Origin of the sequence: Gordonia alkaliphila (genome assembly GCF_039542465.1) — a bacterium.
In the GTDB taxonomy this organism is placed as follows: domain Bacteria; phylum Actinomycetota; class Actinomycetes; order Mycobacteriales; family Mycobacteriaceae; genus Gordonia; species Gordonia alkaliphila.
On sequence record NZ_BAABIE010000005.1, the window covers coordinates 127,085 to 146,207 of the forward strand.

A 19,123-nucleotide genomic window follows, 5' to 3' on the forward strand; every position below is an offset into this window, starting at 1 on the left:
CTACCCTCGGATGGGTGAGTAGTTCAGACGACGCCCGACCGGCGCGGCGACCGCAGCCCGACCGGGATTCCTTCTACGACAAGCATGCGCGACCGAAGTCGCGGCCGGCGGCCGACCCCGTCGTCGACGACGACGTCCCCGCGACCACCATCATCAACACCGGCGACGACGACCTGCCCACCGTGCAGATCCAGTCCGCTGCCGATGCGACCGTCCCCGACGCGGGTGACGGCGCATCCGACGCAGGCTCGAGCCACGGCACGGTCGTCGCCGGCTCGAGCCACGGCAAGACCGTCGCCGGCAAGACCTTTGCGAAAGACACCGTCGACGAGGACACCGTCGACGAGGACACCGTCGACGAGGACACCGTCGACGAGGACACCGTTGACGAGGACACCGGCACGACCGAGACCGCCGCGGTGCGGTCCACCCGCACCGACGTGCGCAGCGACTCCGACACCGTGGTGACCGAGCCGTTCGTCGACGTCGAGGACGACGCCAACGACGAAACCGTGGCCGCGCAGAAGCGGCGGGCCGCCGAGCACCTCACCGAGGAGCCGCTGCCCTACATCGAGCCGCAGCCCACCACGCCCCTCGACTGGGACGACGAGACCGCGGTGCCGGCCGCCGCGTCCGCCTACGCGGACGAGCCGGTGGCACCGGTCGTCGACGAGCACCGTGAGCTCGACCAGGACGCCGACACCGCACCCGTCGGCCGCGGCACCGCCGACCTCGGTCTGCTGATCCTCCGCGTCGTCGTCGGCATCGTGTTCGTGATGCACGGCCTCCAGAAACTCACCACCTGGACGTGGCTCGACGGCTTCGGCATCGACGGCTTCGCGGCCTTCCTCGCCAACACCGCGCCCGGCGCCGACGCGAACCTCGGCTTCGATCCCGACGTCACCCGTACGCTCGCCCTGCTCGGCGGCCTCACCGAGACCATCGGCGGCGCCTTCCTCATCCTCGGCCTGATCACGCCCATCGCCGGCTCCGCCGTGCTCGGCGTGATCCTGGTGGCCACCGCCTACAAGATGACGCTCGCCGGCGGAGTCTGGTTCTTCACCTCGCAGGGCGGCGGCGGCGTCGAGTACGAATTCGTGCTCGCCGCGGCAGCGGTCGCGCTCATCCTGTGCGGACCAGGTACCTACTCGTTCGACCGCCAGTGGGGCTGGTCGCGTCGACCCGCCTGGGGCTCGGCGGCGTGGCTGATCATCGCGATCGCCGCGGCGGTGGCGGTGTGGGTTGTGTTCAATGGGTCCAACCCGCTCCTCGTCGGGGCCTGATTCTTCACTGGTCTTCGTGTCCGTGAGTGCGGGCGCGATCGATTCTCACTAGTCCTCGCCGAGGCGGCCCGAGGGTGTGGTCGCAGCTCGTAGGTGTCGGCTGCGGAGGGCCAACGGGCTCGTCGTCGGGTCCGGTTCTGTCGTGTCGGTGAGTGCGGGCGCGATCGATTCTCACTAGTCCTCGCCGAGGCGGCCCGAAGGTGTGGTCGCAGCTCGAAGGTATCGGCTGCGGAGGGTTCGTATCGATCGCGCCCGCACTCACTGCGTGGATGTGCTGGGCCCCGACGACGAAGGGCGCTCGGTCGGCGGCCTGCTTCTGGTGCGGCGCGGACGCGGGGTTGCCACTTGGCGTGTCGCGACCCTGGTGCCGAGTCGAGGTGGGGGCTCCGGGAGCGAGGCGGGATTAGGGTCGCGGCTTCGGCCGGACACGGCTGTGGGCACCGTCGAGGAGACGGTGCCCACAGGCGGTTCTACGGAGGATCAGTCGACGACGCGGACGGCGCCCTTGTCGGCGGAGGAGGCCAGCTTGGCGTAGGCGCGCAGCGCCTGGGTCACCGGGCGCTGGCGGTCCTTCGGCTGCCACGGACGCTCGGAGGCCTCCATCTTGGCGCGACGGTCGGCGAGGGTCTGATCGTCGACCAGCACCTTGAGGGCGCGCGTCTCGACGTCGATCAGGATCTGGTCGCCGTCCTCGATCAGGCCGATGGTGCCGCCGCCGGCGGCCTCGGGGGACACGTGGCCGATCACCAGGCCGGACGAGCCGCCGGAGAAGCGGCCGTCGGTCACCAGACCGCACTTCTTGCCCATGCCGGTGCCCTTCATGAAGGCGGTCGGATGCAGCATCTCCTGCATGCCGGGGCCGCCCGCGGGGCCTTCGTAGCGGATCACCAGGACCTCGCCGGCCTGCAGCTCCTTCGACAGGATCGCGTGGACGGCGTCCTCCTGGCTCTCCACCACGCGGGCCGGGCCCTGGAAGTGGAACAGGTCCTCGTCGATGCCGGCGGTCTTCAGGACGGCGCCGTTCTCGGCCAGGTTGCCCTGCAGCACGCACAGGCCGCCCTCCACCGTGTAGGCGTGGGCCAGATCGCGGACGCAGCCGCCCTCGGCGTCGGTGTCCAGCGAGCTCCAGCGATTCTGCGTGGAGAACGGCTCGGTGGTGCGGACACCGCCGGGCGCGGCGTAGAACAGGTCGACGGCGTCGTCGGTGGCCTTGCCGCCGCGGATGTCCCAGTCGTCCAGGGCCGCACCGAGGGTCGGCGCGTAGACGGTGGGCACCGAGTCGTCGATCAGGCCGGCACGACGCAGCTCACCGAGGATGGCGGGGATGCCGCCGGCCCGGTGCACGTCTTCCATGTGGTAGTCCGAGTTGGGCGAGACCTTCGACAGGCACGGCACCTTCCGGCTGATCGCGTCGATGTCGGCCAGGTCGAAGTCCACCTCGCCTTCCTGTGCGGCGGCCAGGATGTGCAGCACCGTGTTGGTGGAACCGCCCATCGCCACGTCCAGCGCCATCGCGTTGGCGAAGGCGGTTTCGGTCGCGACGCTGCGGGGCAGCACGGAGGCGTCGTCGTCCTGGTACCAGCGCTTGGCGGCCTCCACCACGGTGGTGCCGGCGCGCTGGAACAGGCGACGACGGTACTCGTGGGTGGCCAGCGTGGAACCGTTGCCCGGCAACGACAGGCCGAGGGCCTCGGTGAGGCAGTTCATCGAGTTGGCGGTGAACATTCCCGAGCACGAGCCGCAGGTGGGGCACGCGGACAGCTCCACCTCGGTGAGCCCGGCGTCGTCGACCGCGTCGTTGGCCGACGCCGAGATCGCGGTGATCAGGTCGGTGGGCGCCTGCGCCACGCCGTTCACGACGACGGCCTTGCCGGCCTCCATCGGACCGCCGGAGACGAACACGGTGGGGATGTTCAGCCGCATGGCGGCGTTCAGCATGCCCGGGGTGATCTTGTCGCAGTTCGAGATGCACACGAGGGCATCCGCGGTGTGCGCGTTCACCATGTACTCCACCGAGTCGGCGATGATCTCGCGGCTCGGCAGCGAGTAGAGCATGCCGCCGTGGCCCATCGCGATGCCGTCGTCGACGGCGATGGTGTGGAATTCGCGCGGCACGCCGCCGGCCTCGCGGATCGCCTCGGCCACGATGTCGCCGACGTTCTTCAGGTGCACGTGACCGGGCACGAACTGGGTGTACGAGTTCGCGATCGCGACGATCGGCTTACCGAAGTCGTCATCGGTCATTCCGGTGGCACGCCACAGCGAGCGTGCTCCGGCGGCCTCCCGGCCGACAGTGGTGGTGCGAGACCGCAATGCGGGCATGTTTCCTCGTTCTTAGCAGGATTGACGGGGCTGGAACCGACAGATCGGCGCCACCGGCGAGTTTACGCGCCCCGTCCGCGGGTCAGCTGTCCAGCCCGAACAGGTCGCCTCGGCTCGAATGCCCGCGACGGTCCAAATACCCCAGACGGTTCAAATGCCCCAGCCGCTCAAATGCCCAGCCCCTCAAATGCCTAGGACGGTCTTGGCGATCATGAAGTAGATGATCAGACCGGTCGCATCGCAGAAGGTGGAGATGAACGGCGTGGAGAACACGGCCGGGTCGACGCGGACGGTCTTGGCCAGCAGTGGCATCAGGCCGCCGACGGTGGCGGCCATGGTGCACACCGCGAGGATGGTCAGGCCGATCACCGTGCCGATGTCCATGCCGTAGACGGCCGTGGCCACCCCGAAGCCGACCAGGCCCAGCGCCGCGCCCATGGTGAAGCCGACGCGGATCTCCTTGCCAGCCACCCGGGCGACGTCGCGGGGACCCACCTCGCCGATGGCCAGGGCGCGGGTGACCGTGGTGGCCGCCTGCGAGCCGGTGTTGCCGCCGATACCGGTGAGCAGCGGAATGAACAGGGCCAGCGCCACGCGCTGCTCCAGCGTGCCCTCGAAGAATTCGAGCACGTTGACGGTCAAGATCGCCGAGACGGCCAGGACGAACAGCCACACCACCCGCGAACGGGTGATCGCGAAGACCGACGCCAACAGGTACGACTCGCGCAGCGGCTCGCGGGCACCGGCCCGGGCCTCGTCCTCGTCGCGGGCGGCATCGACGATCTCGATCGCGTCGTCGAGTGTCAACACGCCGACCAGGCGTTCCTCGGCGTCGACCACCGGCATCGCAGAGATACCCCGGTCCACGCAGCGATCCGCGGTGGCCTCGGCATCGGCGAGAGCGTGCGCGAAGATGGGCGTCTTGCCGATCGGTCCGACCAGTTCGTCCGGGTCGGCCAGCAGCAGGTCGCGCAGACTGACCACGCTCAGCAGCCGCCGGGAACGATCCACCACCGGTACGATGTAGATCGACGACACCTGGTGGCCGCGGGCCCGCACCCGGTCGAGTACCTCGGCGGCGGTGTCGTCGGCGAAGGCGTGGATGAACTCGGGGCTCATCCGACGGCCGACGGATTTTCTGGGGAAGCCGAGGACCACCGCGGTGAGCTCGCGCTCCTGCGGGGACAGGGTCCGGACCAGTTCCTTGGCGACCGACGCCGGCAGTTCGTCGAGCAGTTCCGCGCGGTCTTCGGGTTCGAGATTGTCGAAGGCCTGCGCCACCTGCGCGGAGCCGAGCTCGTCGATCACCTCCACCTGCGTCTCGGCGTCGAAGTGGTCGAAGACCTCCACCGCGAGATCCTTGGACAGCAGGCGGAAACCGATGGTCCGTAGGTTCGGTGGCATCTGCTCCAGCAGTGCGGCGACGTCCTGGTGCGCCAGTTGCGACATCTGCGCGGAGGCGTCCGACAGCCGTTCGTCGCGCAGGTTCTGCTCGAGGGTGCGGAGAATCCCGGTGGCCGGCATGGGCTCAGACGGTGTCGTCGTCGGAGTCGGCCGCGAGCTGCGCTTCGAGCTCGGCCCGTTCCGCGGCGGCGTACGGGTCCGGGACGCGGCCGCCGGAGACGGCGGAGATGACGGGCAGATCGGCGAAGGTCACCGCGGGCAGACGGACGGTGGTGCCGTCGGGTCGCACCGCGCGCGTGGTCGTCCACTTGGGGAAGCGGAGACCGGCGATCTCGTCCCAGGAGATCGAGTCGGTGCGGAACAGGTGCATGGCGCGCAGGCCGTTCTCGTCGGCCTCGGTGCGCACGCGGGCGATCCACCAGATCTGCACGATCGGCAGGATCACCGTCCAGCTCCACCATGCGGGGGAGACGCCGATCATCATCACGATCAGCATCACCGTCACCAGGACGGTGAGATAGGCCAGCCCGGAGATTTTGAACATGGCGTTGGTCGGGGCGGGGGCGAGGCGGGAGGCGGCAGAGTCGGACACGCAGCCATTGTGGCACCCCGGAGCGGATTTGACGCGGCCGTGCGCGCTGCCTTACCGTGTCGGGGTGATGAACAAGAATCTTCTCGTAGTAATCGGTCGGCGCGTCCACGCCTGATCGGTCACTTCTGAGACCTTTCGAACTTCATCGACGCGCCCCTCGCACAGCTTCGCTGTCGGGGGTTTTTTCTTGTCAGGACTACCAGGATGAGGATCGTGCAGTGAGCACTCCAACAGCCCGCGGGGCGGCACGGCCGCAGTCGCCGTCCACCGAATCTCTGCGCTCGGGCGTCACCGTCGCCCCCGAACGCGTCACCGGCGCTCAGTCCGTCGTGCGCACTCTCGAAGAGCTCGGCGTCGAGATCGTCTTCGGTATTCCCGGTGGTGCAGTACTCCCGGTCTACGATCCGCTCCTCGATTCGCAGAAGGTGCGCCACGTTCTGGTCCGCCACGAGCAGGGTGCAGGCCACGCCGCGACCGGCTACGCGCAGGTCGCAGGTAAGGCCGGCGTCATGATGGCCACCTCCGGTCCGGGCGCCACCAACCTGGTGACGCCGCTGGCCGACGCCCAGATGGACTCGGTCCCGGTGGTCGCCATCACCGGCCAGGTCGGTCGTGCGCTGATCGGCACCGACGCCTTCCAGGAAGCTGACATCTCCGGCATCACCATGCCGATCACGAAGCACAACTTCCTGGTCAGCGTGGCCGCGGACATCCCGCGGATCATCGCCGAAGCCTTCTACATCGCCGAGAGCGGCCGCCCCGGCGCCGTGCTCGTCGACATCCCCAAGGACATCCTGCAGGCGCAGACCACGTTCTCGTGGCCGCCGCAGTTCGACCTGCCCGGCTACCGTCCGGTGACCAAGCCGCACGGCAAGCAGGTGCGCGAAGCGGCCCGCATGATCGCCGAGGCCAAGCAGCCGGTGCTGTATGTCGGCGGCGGAACTATCAAGGCCGAGGCCGCACCGGAGCTGCTGGAGCTCGCCGAGCTCACCGGCATCCCGGTGGTCACCACCCTGATGGCACGCGGCGCCTTCCCGGACAGCCACGAGCTGCACATGGGCATGCCCGGCATGCACGGTGCGGTCGGCGCCGTCGCCGCGCTGCAGCGCAGCGACCTGCTGATCACCCTCGGCGCCCGCTTCGACGACCGGGTCACCGGCCAGCTCGATTCGTTCGCGCCCAACGCGAAGGTGATCCACGCCGACATCGATCCGGCCGAGATCGGTAAGAACCGCGAGGTCGACGTCCCGATCGTGGGCGATGTGCGCAACGTGATCATCGATCTGATCGAGGAGCTGCGCAACGACGAGGCCACCGGCGGCAAGCGTGCGGACCTGACCCAGTGGTGGGCGTACCTCAACGACATCCGCGCCACCTACCCGCTCAGCTACGACAAGCAGTCCGACGGTTCGCTGTCGCCGGAGTTCGTGATCTCCGAACTCGGCAAGGCCGCCGGCCCGGACGCCGTCTACTGCGCCGGCGTCGGTCAGCATCAGATGTGGGCCGCTCAGTTCGTCAAGTACGAGAAGCCGCGTACCTGGCTCAACTCCGGCGGACTCGGCACCATGGGCTACTCGGTGCCGGCCGCGATGGGCGCCAAGGCGGCCGCACCGGACACCGAGGTGTGGGCCATCGACGGCGACGGCTGCTTCCAGATGACCAATCAGGAACTGGCCACCTGCGCGATCGAGGGCATCCCCATCAAGGTGGCCCTGATCAACAACGGCAACCTGGGCATGGTCCGCCAGTGGCAGACGCTGTTCTACGACGAGCGCTACTCGAGCACCGACCTGTCGACGCACACCCGGATGATCCCGGACTTCGTCAAGCTCTCCGAGGCTCTCGGCTGCGTCTCGATGCGCGTCGAGCGCGAAGAGGACGTCGCGCCGGCCATCGCCAAGGCGCGCGAGATCAACGACCGCCCGGTCGTGATCGACTTCATCGTCGGTAAGGACGCTCAGGTGTGGCCGATGGTCGCCTCGGGCTGCGGCAACGACGAGATCATGGCGGCCCGGGACATCCGGCCGCTGTTCGACGAAGACGAGTCGGCCGGCGACACCCCGGCCGACATCCACGACACCATGGTGCGTCCGCGCGAGCAGGCACCGGAAGGGGACGACTCGCTGTGAGCACCCATACCCTCAGCGTCCTGGTGGAAGACCGGCCGGGCGTGCTGGCGCGCGTCTCGAGCCTGTTCTCCCGTCGCGGCTTCAACATCGAGTCGCTGGCCGTCGGTCCGACCGAGCTCAAGGGCATCTCGCGGATGACCATCATGGTCTCGGTGGAGGACTTCCCGCTGGAGCAGGTCACCAAGCAGCTCAACAAGCTGGTCAACGTCATCAAGATCGTCGAGCAGGAACCGGAGAACTCGGTCTCTCGCGAACTGATGCTCATCAAGGTCCGCACCGATTCGACCAATCGGTCGGAGATCGTCGACGTGGTGAACCTGTTCCGCGCCAAGGTGATCGACGTGTCCCCGGAGTCGCTGACCGTGGAGGCCACCGGCACCGCGGACAAGCTCGAAGCACTGCTCCGCATGCTCGACCCGTACGGTATTCGGGAGATCGCGCAATCCGGCGGCGTCACGCTGGGACGTGGACCCAAGAGCATGTCGGCCAACCGCTGACGCAACAATCAATACTTAACCGAACAACACCAACGCCCCGCCGGCACCGGTCGGGGCACATCGAAGGGAAATCACTGTGGCTGTCGAGATGTTCTACGACGACGATGCCGACCTGTCGCTGATCCAGGGCCGCAAGGTCGCGGTCATCGGCTACGGCAGCCAGGGCCACGCGCATTCGCTGTCGCTGCGCGACTCGGGCGTGGACGTGGCCATCGGCCTGCGCGAAGGCTCCGCCTCGCGCGCCAAGGCCGAGGAGCAGGGCCTCAAGGTCATGACCGCTGCCGAGGCCTCCGCCTGGGCCGACGTCATCATGCTGCTGGCCCCGGACACCAGCCAGGCCCAGATCTTCACCGAGGACATCGAGCCCAACCTGAAGGACGGCGACGCGCTGTTCTTCGGTCACGGCCTGAACATCCACTTCGGTCTGATCAAGCCCCCGGCCAACGTCACCGTCGGCATGGTCGCGCCGAAGGGCCCGGGCCACCTGGTCCGTCGCCAGTTCGTCGACGGCAAGGGCGTCCCGGCGCTCATCGCCGTCCACCAGGACCCGAAGGGCGAGGGCCAGGCCCTGGCGCTGAGCTACGCCAAGGGCATCGGCGGCACCCGCGCCGGCGTCATCAAGACCGACTTCAAGGAAGAGACCGAGACCGACCTCTTCGGTGAGCAGGCCGTGCTCTGCGGTGGCACCGAAGAACTCGTCAAGGTGGGCTTCGAGGTGCTGGTCGAGGCCGGCTACGCGCCGGAGATGGCCTACTTCGAGTGCCTGCACGAGCTGAAGCTGATCGTCGACCTCATGTACGAGGGCGGCATCGCCCGCATGAACTACTCGGTGTCGGACACCGCGGAGTTCGGCGGCTACCTGTCCGGCCCGCGCGTCATCGACGCCGACACCAAGGAGCGCATGAAGGCGATCCTGGCCGACATCCAGGACGGCACCTTCGTCAAGCGCCTCGTCGCCAACGTCGAGGGCGGCAACAAGGAGCTCGAAGGCCTCCGCAAGGAGAACGCCGAGCACCCGATCGAGGTCACCGGCCAGAAGCTGCGCGACCTGATGAGCTGGGTGGATCGCCCGATCACCGAGACCGCCTGAGTCTCGCCCTGATCGCGGTTCCCCGCGACACCTGCCGCAGAGCCCCGCGTCCGCATCGGACGCGGGGCTCTGCGCATCCGTTCTGTGCATATCCTCGGGGCTTCCATGCCGGGCGGCACAGCAGGGGAGGAGACCGGCTACCATTCGGCCGAGGCCACACCGCGGTCGACGGTTGTCGTCGAACCGCGTGCACCGCAGACGAATTCAGGAGTCGCTCATGGGTCAAGTCCGCCACGAAGTAGTCATCGACGGGCCGCGGGAGAAGGTGTTCGCGTACATCGACGACTACCGCAACGTGCCCGAGTTCATGTTCGGCGTGGGCCGCTTCAGCCCGCTCACCGAGCAGACGTCCGGGCTGGGATCGACGTTCGAGACGGCCATCAAGGTGGGGCCGAAAGAACTCACAGCCCAGGTGAAATGCGTCGAGTGGACCGCGAACGAGATCATCCGCATGGAGTCGATCGCCGGTTTCGGCGCCGACACGTGCTGGTCGTTCGCCGACGGCGACGAGCCGGGCACCACGCTGCTGCTGGCCGAGTTCGGCTACACCCTGCCCGGCGGACTGGCCGGGAAGGTACTCGGCGGGCTGATGGGCCCGTTCGTCGACCAGGCGGTCAAGCACACCGAGACCAAAGTCAAAGCAGCCATCGAAGGCTGATCGTCGGGGCTTCGGCACCGACCCGTCACCGCACCAGAAGCTGATTGAAGAGAGTTGAAATGAGCCAGATCGTCAAGGGCGTCATCGCCCGCGCCAAGGGTGCACCCGTGGAGACCGTCGACATCGTCGTACCCGATCCGGGGCCGGGGGAGGCAGTGGTGAAGATCCTGACCTGCGGCGTCTGCCACACCGATCTGCACTACCGCGAGGGCGGCATCAACGACGAGTTCCCGTTCCTGCTCGGCCACGAGGCCGCAGGCATCGTCGAAGCCGTCGGCGACGACGTCACCGAGGTGGCCCCGGGCGACTTCGTGGTGCTCAACTGGCGCGCGGTGTGCGGTGAGTGCCGCGCCTGCAAGCGGGGCGAGCAGCAGTACTGCTTCGCTTCCAAGAACGCGACGCAGAAGATGACGATCGCCGACGGCGAGGACGCGGGCACCGAACTGTCGCCGGCGCTGGGCATCGGCGCGTTCGCGGAGAAGACGCTGGTGGCTGCCGGGCAGTGCACCAAGGTGGATCCGGAGGCTCGTCCTGCGGCGGCCGGTCTGCTCGGCTGCGGTGTGATGGCCGGCCTCGGTGCGGCGATCAACACCGGCGGCGCGGGCCGCGGCAAGTCGCTGGCCGTGATCGGCTGCGGCGGCGTGGGCGTGGCGGCGATCGCCGGCGGCGCGCTGGCCGGCTCGATGCCGATCATCGCCGTCGACATCGACGCCAAGAAGCTGGAAGCCGCCGCCAAGCTGGGTGCCACCCACACCATCGACTCGTCGAAGGTCGATCCGGTGGAGGCGATCGCGGAGATCTGCGACAAGTACTACCCGGGCGCCGAGGGCGCCGACGTGGTGGTCGACGCCGTCGGCATCCCGGCCACCTGGAAGCAGGGCTTCTACGCCCGCGACCTGGCCGGCACGCTGGTGCTGGTGGGTGTGCCGAACCCGGGAATGACCGTGCCGGAGATCCCGCTGGGCGACGTCTTCGGGCGCGGCGGGGCGCTCAAGTCCAGCTGGTACGGCGACTGCCTGCCCAGCCGGGACTTCCCGATGCTCGTCGACCTGTACCGCGACGGACGACTCGATCTGGATGCCTTCGTCACCGAGGAGATCGGTATCGGCGACGTGGAGGCGGCGTTCGAGAAGATGCACCACGGCGACGTGCTGCGCTCGGTGGTGGTGATCTGATGACCGCCCGCATCGACCACGGCGTCACCTCGGGCACGTTCAGCCTGGACGGAGAGACCTTCGACGTGGACAACAACGTCTGGGTGATCGGCGACGACGACGAGTGCATCGTGCTCGACGCTCCGCACTCGGTCGAGGAGATCCTCGAGGTGATCGCCGGCCGCAAGGTCACCGCGATCGTGTGCACCCACGCGCACGACGACCACGTGCGGTACGCCCCGGCGCTGGCGGCCATCACCGGTGCGCCGATCTGGCTGCACCCGGACGACGCGCCGCTGTGGGAGCTCACCCACCCCGGCGTGGCCTGGGACGCGGATCTGACCGACGGCCAGCAGATCGAGGTCGGCGGCACCGTCCTCACCGTGATCCACACGCCCGGTCATGCGCCGGGCGGGGTGTGCCTGTACGCCCCCGAGTTGGGCGTCCTGTTCACCGGCGACACCCTGTTCCACGGCGGGCCGGGCGCCACCGGTCGGTCGTTCTCCAGCCGTGAAGTGCTGGAGGACTCCATCCGCCGCCGCCTGTACGACCTGCCCGACGACACCGTGGTGCACACCGGACACGGCGACAGCACCACCATCGGTGCGGAGAAGGCGGCGCTCGGCTAGCGCTGTCCACGAACGCGAAGGGCGGCCCGGGAGAAATCCCGGGCCGCCCTTCTGCTTGTCGTCGTTCCGCTGCGCCGCAGGCGCGTCAGACCACCTTGAATCCGGAGTAGCCGGTCGCGTTCAGGCGACGGAGGATGGTGTTCATGTTGGTGCCGGTCTCCGGGCCGATGCAGGACACGAAGTAGTAGGCGTTGACCATGCCGACCAGGGTGTCGCCGACGACGACGGGGCTGCCCGAGTCGCCTTCGATCACGCACATCTGCGAGAAGTGCGCGGTCCGGTCCGAGAACCAGGTGACGCCGCACGTGTTGCCGGTGGTGCGGCCTTCCTTGCAGACGATGGTGGGGAAGCTGACCGGGCGGGTGCTGATGCGCTTGATGGTCACACCGCCGACGGTGCGGACGGGGCGCACCTTGGCGGCGTCGAGCTCGATGACGGCCACGTCGATGTCGCTGTAGCTGCGGGTGATGGTGCCGATGACGCCGCGGTTCTGCGCACGCTCGGAGAGGATCTGCTGGCCCGGCTTGCCGCAGTGTCCGGCGGTCAGTGCGATCAGCCGACCCTTGTTCGCGCCGGACGTCGGGTGGCCCACGGCGGTGACGGTGCACGCCGAAGCGGAGTTGCCGCCCTTGAGGACCAGGATCCCCGAGCCGCCGCCGAGTGAAGTCTTCGGTGTGGCGGCCGTACTCGTGCCCAGTCCGATCCCGGTGAGGGACAGGATCGCGGCAATGATGGCCGCGAAGACCAAAGAGGTCTTCTTCATGTAATTACTCCACTCGTCATGTTCTCGACGCCGAGGCGTCGCGGACGTGCCCAGTCTATTCAGGGTCCCCCCGATTCCCGCTAGGTGAGAAGGCGCGGCTACGCAAGCCGTGTCCTAAACGAGACACGCTAAAGGAATCTACCCTGTTTCGGGTGTCGGACACCACATCGGCCGACGGCCGACTGTGCCCGCCGCCGTCGACACGCTTAAAATAGTCGCGTTAGATGCATGTGTCCGCTCATGCCGCACCGATCGAATCTGGAGATACCCCTAGTGACCGCATCCAGCCGTCCTGTTGTCCTGATCGCCGACAAGCTCGCTCCGTCCACCGTTGAGGCGCTCGGCAACGACGTCGAGGTTCGCTGGGTCGACGGTCCCGATCGTCCGAAGCTGCTCGAGGCCGTCGTCGACGCTGACGCGCTGCTGGTGCGTTCGGCCACCACCGTCGACGCCGAGGTGCTCGACGCGGGCCCGAACCTGAAGATCATCGCGCGGGCCGGCGTCGGCCTGGACAACGTCGACGTCCCGGCCGCGACCGAGCGCGGCGTGATGGTGGTCAACGCGCCCACCTCCAACATCCACTCGGCCGCTGAGCACGCCGTCGCGCTGCTGATGGCCGCCGCCCGTCAGGTGCCCGCCGCCGACGCCACCCTGAAGGACAAGACCTGGAAGCGGTCGTCGTTTAACGGTGTGGAGCTGTTCGACAAGACCGTCGGCGTGGTGGGCCTGGGCCGCATCGGCCAGCTCGTGGCCGCTCGTCTCGGCGCCTTCGAGACCCACCTGATCGCGTACGACCCGTACGTCTCGGCGGCCCGTGCCGCCCAGCTGGGAATCGAGCTGGTGAGCCTGGACGAGCTGCTCGAGCGCGCCGACTTCATCACCATGCACCTGCCCAAGACCGCGGAGACCGCGGGCCTGATCGACGAAGCCGCCCTCGCGCGCACCAAGCCGGGCGTCATCATCGTCAACGCCGCGCGCGGCGGTCTGATCGACGAGGCCGCACTGGCCGCGGCACTCGAGTCCGGCCACGTCCGGGCCGCCGCCTTCGACGTGTTCGCGACCGAGCCGTGCACCGACTCGCCGCTGTTCGACCTCGAGCAGGTCGTGGTGACCCCGCACCTGGGCGCCTCCACCGCCGAAGCGCAGGATCGCGCGGGCACCGACGTGGCCAAGAGCGTGCAGCTTGCGCTGTCCGGGCAGTTCGTGCCCGACGCCGTGAACATCACCGGCGGTCCCGTCGACGACGAGGTGGCTCCCTGGCTGGACCTGTCCCGCAAGCTCGGCCAGCTGGTCGGCATCCTCGGCGAGGCGCAGCCGACCGCGGTCACCGTGGAGATCCGCGGCGAGCTCGCGGCCCGCGACGTGAAGGTCCTGGGCCTGTCGGCCACCCGCGGCCTGTTCTCGGCCATCGTCGACGAGCCGGTCACCTTCGTGAACGCGCCCAGCGTCGCCGCCGAACGCGGTGTGGACTGGGAGGTCACCACCGCCACCGAGAGCCCCAACCACCGCAGCATGATCGACGTGCGCGCGGTCTTCGGCGACGGCAGCCACGTCAACGTGGCGGGCACGCTCACCGAGCCCCGCGAGGTGGAGAAGATCGTCAACATCAACGGTCGCAACTTCGACCTGCGTGCCGAGGGCAAGAACCTCATCATCAGCTACTCCGATCAGCCCGGCACGCTCGGCAAGATCGGCACCCTGCTCGGTAACGCCGGCGTCGACATCTGCGCCGCCGGTCTGGCCCAGGACCTGGAGGGCCCCGGCGCCACCACGATCCTGCGCCTGGACCGCGCCGTCGACGAGGACACCGTCGCCGCCGTCGCCGACGCCGTGTCGGCGACCCTGATCAAGCAGGTGGACTTCTCGTGAAAATCGCTCTGATCCCCGGTGACGGCATCGGCCCCGAGGTCGTCGACCAGGCCCTGCGGGTGCTCACCAAGCTGCACCCCGAGGTGGAGACCACCGAGTTCGATTTCGGCGCCCGTCGCTACCACGCGACCGGTGAGCTGCTGACCGACGAGGACCTGGCGTCGCTGCGCGAGCACGACGCGATCCTGCTCGGCGCGATCGGCGATCCGTCGGTGCCCTCGGGCATCCTGGAACGCGGCTTTCTGCTGAAGCTGCGGTTCCTGATGGATCATCACGTGAACCTGCGTCCGTCGATCCTGTTCGACGGCGTGGCCTCGCCGCTCGCGAACCCGGGCAAGATCGACTTCGTCGTGGTCCGCGAGGGCACCGAAGGCCCGTACACCGGCAACGGCGGCGCCCTGCGCGTCGGCACGCCGCACGAGGTCGCCACCGAGGTCAGCGTGAACACCCGCTTCGGTATCGAGCGCGTGGTCCGGGACGCCTTCGCGCGCGCCCAGGCCCGCGGCAAGAAGCTGACGCTGGTGCACAAGAACAACGTGCTGACCTTCGCCGGCTCCATGTGGGCGCGGACCGTCGACGAGGTGGGCCGCGAGTTCCCCGAGGTCGCGACCGACTACCTGCACATCGACGCGGCGACCATCTTCATGGTCACCGACCCGGCTCGCTTCGACGTGATCGTCACCGACAACCTGTTCGGCGACATCATCACCGACCTGGCGGCCGCGGTCACCGGCGGCATCGGTCTGGCGGCGTCGGGCAACATCGACGCCGCGGGCGTGAGCCCGTCGATGTTCGAGCCGGTGCACGGCAGCGCCCCGGACATCGCCGGCCAGAACCTCGCCGATCCGACCGCCGCGATCCTGTCGGTCGCGCTGCTGCTGCGTCACCTCGGTGACGTGGACGGCGCGGCCCGCGTGGAGGCCGCCGTGGCCTCCGACGTCGCCTCGCGCGGCGAGACCCGCGGCTCGACCACCGAGGTCGGCGACCGGATCCTCGCGCTGGTCTGATCCACCGCACGTACACGACGATGACTGCGCGGCCCGGGGTTCCGGGCCCGCAGTCATCGTCGTTTGCGGTTCAGTCGAGCACCGGCTCCTCGTTCCGCTCCGGGTCGGCCGGAATCAGCGGCAGCGCCAGCACCGGGGCGGCCGCGACGATCGCGAAGGCCGCCGAGTAGCCGACGCGTTCGATCAGCACGCCCAGCACCGGCGTGGTGACCGCGATGGTGACGAACTGGGCGGTGTTCTGCACTCCGAGTGCCCGGCCGCTCCAGAACGGGCCCGCGGTCTCGGCGATCGCGGTGAACGCCAGCCCGTTGTCGGCGACGGTGGCGATCGACGCCAGCACCATCAGCACCGGGGCCAGCGCCGAGTCGAACTGGTCGGTCAGCGCCAGCAGCCCCAGGGTCACCGCGGCGGCCACCGCGATCACGCGGACCGGCAACATGCGGGAGCCCACCACGTCGGACACCCGGCCGGCCACGATGCGTCCGACGGCGCCGAGGATCTGGGTCACCGTCACCAGGACGCCCGCGCTCAGCGGACTCCAGCCCTGCGCCAGGATCAGCCAGGCCGGGACGAAGGTCCACAGCAGGCTCTGCCCGATCACCAGCAGCACGCTGAACGCGTGGATGCGCCACAGGTACGCGCCGGAACGGTACGGGTTCTCGGTCGGCAGGGCGGTCAGCTGCGACGGCGGCAGCTCCGGGTCGACGATCCCGAGGTACACCACGATCAGGCCGAGGGCGGCCACCACCGCGGGCACGGCGAGCGCCGCGGCCACCGATACGCGTCCGGCCAGCACGGGCATGGTCAGTGCCAGCACGGCGATGCCGAGCGGCTGCGCCATCTGCCGGATGCCCATCGCGGTGCCGCGCTGGTCGGCGGGGAAGAAGCCGACGACGATGCGGCCGCTGGCGCCGTTGGCCGCGCCCGACCCGATGCCACCGATCAGCAGCGCCGCACCCAGCGCGAGGTGGCCGGCGTCGGTGGCGACGGCTACGACGGCGCCGAGGGTGCCCAGGGTGGTGATCGACAGCGAGACGAGCAGAATGCGGCGCTCGCCGAAGCGATCCAGCGCCCAGCCCCACGCGATGATGGCGGCGGTGATGCCGACGGTGGGGACGGCGGCCAGCAGGGAGGCTGTGCCCAGGGTCATGCCGGTGGCCTGCAACTGCGGAATCACATAGGCGAAGCCACTGGTGGCGGCAGTGGCGGTGAGCGCGGCGATGAGGGCGCAGACCAGGATGGCCCAGCGTCGTCGGCTCGTCAGCGCGGCTGTCGTCGCGTGCACGGAAGCCCCCTTCGTTGGCAGCGTCTCATTAATTGGGATTGCTGTATCAGAGTATAGAACACCTGCCGAGCCGTCGCGGACGCGACTGCCTGCGCTAATCTGGCGCTATGAAACTGGCTCGAGTCGCGACCCCGGACGGAATGGCCTTTGTGGCCGTGGAAGGCGAGCAGGGCGCGGAGGTGGTGCGCGAGATCGCCGAGCATCCCTTCGGCGATCCCACCTTCACCGGCCGCAGCTGGCCGCTGAGCCAGACCCGTCTGCTCGCGCCGATCCTGGCCAGCAAGATCGTCGCGATCGGCAAGAACTACGCCGAGCACGCCCAGGAGATGGGCGGCGAGGCGCCCGTGGACCCGGTGATCTTCCTCAAGCCCAGCACCTCGATCATCGGCCCGGGCGTGCCGATCGTGCGTCCGCCGTCGTCCGAGCGGGTCGACTACGAGGGCGAGCTCGCCGTGGTGATCGGCCGCCCCTGCAAGGACGTGAAGGCCGCGCAGGCGGCGAGCGTGATCCTCGGCTACACCATCGCCAACGATGTGACCGCCCGCGATCAGCAGAAGTACGACGGCCAGTGGACGCGCGGCAAGGGCTACGACACCTTCTGCCCGCTGGGCCCGTGGATCGAGACTGCGCTGGATCCTGCGGATCTGGCGATCTCCACGTCGCTGGACGGCGAGGTCCGCCAGTCCAGCCGGACCTCGCTGATGCTGCACAGCGTCGGCGACATCATCGAGTGGGTCTCGGCCGTGATGACCCTGATGCCCGGTGATGTGATCCTCACCGGAACCCCCGCAGGCGTGGGCCCGATGGTGGCCGGTCAGCAGGTCTCGGTGACGGTGGAGGGCATCGGTACCCTCTCCAACCCGGTCGTCGACAAGTAGGTCCCGCGGCGAGAAGTCTGTGTCAGCGAGGTCCGGCGTCGTCCGCCTGGCGGTGGCGGTCGGCGAGCGCGGAGAGCAGCGCGGCGCCGGCGTCGGCGTCGTCGACCACCACGGCGAAGCTCCGCCCGCTGCTGCGTCGAACGACGATCGCCGATCCGCCGCGCGGCACCACCGCGGTGGTCTTCCCGCGCCAGCGGATGCCGTAGCCGCCGTAGTCGCCGATCGGACGCACGTCCGGATTGACCGCCACCTCGGCGATGTCGTCGAGCGGCACGTGGAAGCGCGGCAGACCCGCGACCGAGGCCACGCGCAGACCGTCGGCGGAGACTCGCACCCGGTAGGCGACGGTGGTGGCCACGGCCACCGCGACCAGGATCGTGACGACGGCCGAGCCGATCACGTAGCTGTCGCTCTGGCCGTCGGCCCAGCTGAAGATCGTCGCCAGCAGCCCCATGACGAAGGCGGCGGCGGCCAGGCCCACGGTGCCGCGCGAGGCGGTGGTGGTGCGCAGCCAGGCTGCCTGCTCGTCGGGGTCGAGAGTGAGCGGGGTCGCCGGCACGGTGCGTTCGGCGTGCGGCGGAATCGGCAGCGACAGGGCCGCGACCACGCCTGCGGCCAGGGCGAGGGCCGCACTCGTCATCGCGAGGCCCACGATGGGGACGGTGCCGCCATCGGTCTGATACCAGGCGGTGGCGGTGAAGATGACGGCGATCAACGTGCTCAGGCCCAGCGACAGGCCGCCGAGGACCCGGTAGGACGCCCCGGCGTCGCCGGCCGCGAGCGAGCGTCGAGCCGGCACCGTGAGCAGGACGACCATGCTGACGCCGAGGAGTGCGGTCATCAGCGGCAGCGACCACGCCGGGAGATACCGGTCGGGCTGTCCGCCGATGTCCCAGTGCACGGCCACCTCGCTGGGCAGCGAGCCGAGCAGGGAGATCTGCACGGCCGTCGCGATCCCGAGGAGAAGGAGCGGGGCGAGGATGGCGACGGTGGTGAACGCGATCAGCGGGCGCCGGCGCGCCATCTGTTCCGCGGTCATCGGTTGAGGGGTCATCGGCTCGGGAGCGGTGTCCTGCCTCGGGCTCGGATCACGGTTCGGGCGGGGCGGGGTGGGCACGAGCGGCCTCCTTCACGAGGGCGGACAGGGTTTCGGGGTGGATCGACAGGGCGCCGGATTTCGCGATCAGCGCGGCGATGTCGTCGTTGAGGGACTGCAGGTGTGCGCCCGCGTCGGTGACCACCGCGCCGCGGCCGCGGCGCAGTTCCACCAGGCCTTCGTCGCGGAGATCCTGGTAGGCCCGGAGCACGGTGTGCACGTTGACCTCCAGTGCGTCGGCCACCTCGCGGGCAGCGGGCAGGCGGTCGCCGGGCGCCAACCGGCCCGCGCACAGTTGCGCGCGCACCGCGTCGGCGAGCTGAGTGAACAGCGGATCGTCGCTGTCCGGTCGAAGGCGAAACAACACACCAATAGTTCTAGTTCACCTATAACAAGCGTGCAAATCCTCACTCGGGGGATCCGGGCTCCCGCGTCGCCATCGGCGGTGGCGTTCCACTACGCTGACC

At 69.1% G+C, this 19,123-nt stretch carries 17 protein-coding genes; 10 read left to right on the forward strand and 7 right to left on the reverse strand.

Annotated elements, in window-relative coordinates; all coding sequences use genetic code 11:
- Positions 1-14 precede the first annotated feature (14 nt).
- Positions 15-1,283 carry a DoxX family membrane protein gene (locus tag ABD989_RS07255; RefSeq protein ID WP_345312950.1) on the forward strand — a complete coding sequence of 423 codons (1,269 nt, stop codon included), beginning with the start codon at positions 15-17 and terminating at the stop codon, positions 1,281-1,283.
- Between the two features lie 480 nt (positions 1,284-1,763).
- Here the strand turns inward: ABD989_RS07255 and ilvD are convergent, their stop codons facing one another.
- The 3 genes from ilvD to ABD989_RS07270 all read right to left on the reverse strand — a co-directional run bounded on the left by ilvD (position 1,764) and on the right by ABD989_RS07270 (position 5,601).
- Entirely contained in the window at positions 1,764-3,605 is a 1,842-nt protein-coding gene (ilvD, locus tag ABD989_RS07260) for a dihydroxy-acid dehydratase (RefSeq protein ID WP_345312951.1), read from the reverse strand.
- 183 nt (positions 3,606-3,788) lie between these two features.
- The gene (gene mgtE / locus ABD989_RS07265; RefSeq protein ID WP_345312952.1) at positions 3,789-5,129 is read right to left on the reverse strand and encodes a magnesium transporter; all 1,341 of its coding nucleotides are present in this window, start codon (positions 5,127-5,129) and stop codon (positions 3,789-3,791) included.
- Between the two features lie 4 nt (positions 5,130-5,133).
- Positions 5,134-5,601: a PH domain-containing protein gene (locus ABD989_RS07270; RefSeq protein WP_345312953.1), complete on the reverse strand. Its 468-nt coding sequence runs from the start codon at positions 5,599-5,601 to the stop codon at positions 5,134-5,136.
- Between the two features lie 218 nt (positions 5,602-5,819).
- Here ABD989_RS07270 and ABD989_RS07275 point away from each other — a divergent pair, with 218 nt between their 5' ends.
- The 6 genes from ABD989_RS07275 (at position 5,820) to ABD989_RS07300 (ending at position 11,758) form a co-directional block, all read left to right on the forward strand.
- The gene (locus ABD989_RS07275) at positions 5,820-7,730 is read left to right on the forward strand and encodes an acetolactate synthase large subunit (protein WP_345312954.1); all 1,911 of its coding nucleotides are present in this window, start codon (positions 5,820-5,822) and stop codon (positions 7,728-7,730) included.
- The gene (gene ilvN, locus ABD989_RS07280; RefSeq protein WP_246991280.1) at positions 7,727-8,227 is read left to right on the forward strand and encodes an acetolactate synthase small subunit; all 501 of its coding nucleotides are present in this window, start codon (positions 7,727-7,729) and stop codon (positions 8,225-8,227) included. Before ABD989_RS07275 ends, ilvN begins: the two co-directional genes overlap by 4 nt.
- A gap of 88 nt (positions 8,228-8,315) precedes the next feature.
- Positions 8,316-9,317 (forward strand): ketol-acid reductoisomerase, encoded by a 1,002-nt coding sequence (gene ilvC / locus ABD989_RS07285; protein ID WP_246996718.1) that lies wholly within the window; start codon positions 8,316-8,318, stop codon positions 9,315-9,317.
- Between the two features lie 217 nt (positions 9,318-9,534).
- The gene (locus tag ABD989_RS07290) at positions 9,535-9,975 is read left to right on the forward strand and encodes an SRPBCC family protein (protein WP_345312955.1); all 441 of its coding nucleotides are present in this window, start codon (positions 9,535-9,537) and stop codon (positions 9,973-9,975) included.
- Positions 9,976-10,034: 59 nt separating this feature from the next.
- Complete coding sequence (locus ABD989_RS07295; protein WP_345312956.1) at positions 10,035-11,150, forward strand: S-(hydroxymethyl)mycothiol dehydrogenase; 1,116 nt, start codon at positions 10,035-10,037, stop codon at positions 11,148-11,150.
- A complete protein-coding gene (locus ABD989_RS07300) occupies positions 11,150-11,758 on the forward strand; it encodes an MBL fold metallo-hydrolase (RefSeq protein WP_246991274.1) in 609 nt (202 codons plus the stop codon). The genes ABD989_RS07295 and ABD989_RS07300 overlap by 1 nt, the downstream gene beginning before the upstream one ends.
- A gap of 85 nt (positions 11,759-11,843) precedes the next feature.
- Here the strand turns inward: ABD989_RS07300 and ABD989_RS07305 are convergent, their stop codons facing one another.
- Positions 11,844-12,521 carry a S1 family peptidase gene (locus ABD989_RS07305; protein WP_246991272.1) on the reverse strand — a complete coding sequence of 226 codons (678 nt, stop codon included), beginning with the start codon at positions 12,519-12,521 and terminating at the stop codon, positions 11,844-11,846.
- Between the two features lie 240 nt (positions 12,522-12,761).
- Between ABD989_RS07305 and serA the strand changes: the two genes are divergently transcribed.
- Positions 12,762-14,390, forward strand: a complete 1,629-nt coding sequence (gene serA / locus ABD989_RS07310) for a phosphoglycerate dehydrogenase (RefSeq protein WP_425556495.1) — start codon at positions 12,762-12,764, stop codon at positions 14,388-14,390.
- The gene (locus ABD989_RS07315) at positions 14,387-15,397 is read left to right on the forward strand and encodes a 3-isopropylmalate dehydrogenase (RefSeq protein ID WP_246991268.1); all 1,011 of its coding nucleotides are present in this window, start codon (positions 14,387-14,389) and stop codon (positions 15,395-15,397) included. The genes serA and ABD989_RS07315 overlap by 4 nt, the downstream gene beginning before the upstream one ends.
- 70 nt (positions 15,398-15,467) lie before the next feature.
- On the opposite strand, the gene ABD989_RS07320 is transcribed toward ABD989_RS07315, so the two are convergent.
- Complete coding sequence (locus ABD989_RS07320; protein WP_345312957.1) at positions 15,468-16,682, reverse strand: MFS transporter; 1,215 nt, start codon at positions 16,680-16,682, stop codon at positions 15,468-15,470.
- 107 nt (positions 16,683-16,789) lie between these two features.
- On the opposite strand from ABD989_RS07320, the gene ABD989_RS07325 reads away from it, so the two are divergent.
- Positions 16,790-17,560 carry a fumarylacetoacetate hydrolase family protein gene (locus ABD989_RS07325; protein WP_246991267.1) on the forward strand — a complete coding sequence of 257 codons (771 nt, stop codon included), beginning with the start codon at positions 16,790-16,792 and terminating at the stop codon, positions 17,558-17,560.
- Between the two features lie 22 nt (positions 17,561-17,582).
- Here ABD989_RS07325 and ABD989_RS07330 read toward each other — a convergent pair whose 3' ends face one another.
- Together ABD989_RS07330 and ABD989_RS07335 are read right to left on the reverse strand one after the other, a co-directional pair.
- A complete protein-coding gene (locus ABD989_RS07330; protein WP_246991264.1) occupies positions 17,583-18,599 on the reverse strand; it encodes a DUF1648 domain-containing protein in 1,017 nt (338 codons plus the stop codon).
- A 49-nt stretch (positions 18,600-18,648) separates the two neighbouring features.
- The gene (locus ABD989_RS07335) at positions 18,649-19,023 is read right to left on the reverse strand and encodes a GntR family transcriptional regulator (protein WP_246991262.1); all 375 of its coding nucleotides are present in this window, start codon (positions 19,021-19,023) and stop codon (positions 18,649-18,651) included.
- Positions 19,024-19,123 lie beyond the last annotated feature (100 nt).

What these genes read in the sequence shown, in the direction of transcription:
- ABD989_RS07325 (WP_246991267.1), top strand. Translation starts at nt 16,790, where the DNA reads ATGAAACTGGCTCGAGTCGCGACCCCGGACGGAATGGCCTTTGTGGCC.
- ilvD (WP_345312951.1), bottom strand. Translation starts at nt 3,605, where the DNA reads ATGCCCGCATTGCGGTCTCGCACCACCACTGTCGGCCGGGAGGCCGCC.
- ABD989_RS07300 (WP_246991274.1), top strand. Translation starts at nt 11,150, where the DNA reads ATGACCGCCCGCATCGACCACGGCGTCACCTCGGGCACGTTCAGCCTG.
- ABD989_RS07305 (WP_246991272.1), bottom strand. Translation starts at nt 12,521, where the DNA reads ATGAAGAAGACCTCTTTGGTCTTCGCGGCCATCATTGCCGCGATCCTG.
- ABD989_RS07330 (WP_246991264.1), bottom strand. Translation starts at nt 18,599, where the DNA reads ATGACCGCGGAACAGATGGCGCGCCGGCGCCCGCTGATCGCGTTCACC.
- ilvC (WP_246996718.1), top strand. Translation starts at nt 8,316, where the DNA reads ATGTTCTACGACGACGATGCCGACCTGTCGCTGATCCAGGGCCGCAAG.
- ABD989_RS07295 (WP_345312956.1), top strand. Translation starts at nt 10,035, where the DNA reads ATGAGCCAGATCGTCAAGGGCGTCATCGCCCGCGCCAAGGGTGCACCC.
- ABD989_RS07290 (WP_345312955.1), top strand. Translation starts at nt 9,535, where the DNA reads ATGGGTCAAGTCCGCCACGAAGTAGTCATCGACGGGCCGCGGGAGAAG.
- serA (WP_425556495.1), top strand. Translation starts at nt 12,762, where the DNA reads ATGCCGCACCGATCGAATCTGGAGATACCCCTAGTGACCGCATCCAGC.
- mgtE (WP_345312952.1), bottom strand. Translation starts at nt 5,129, where the DNA reads ATGCCGGCCACCGGGATTCTCCGCACCCTCGAGCAGAACCTGCGCGAC.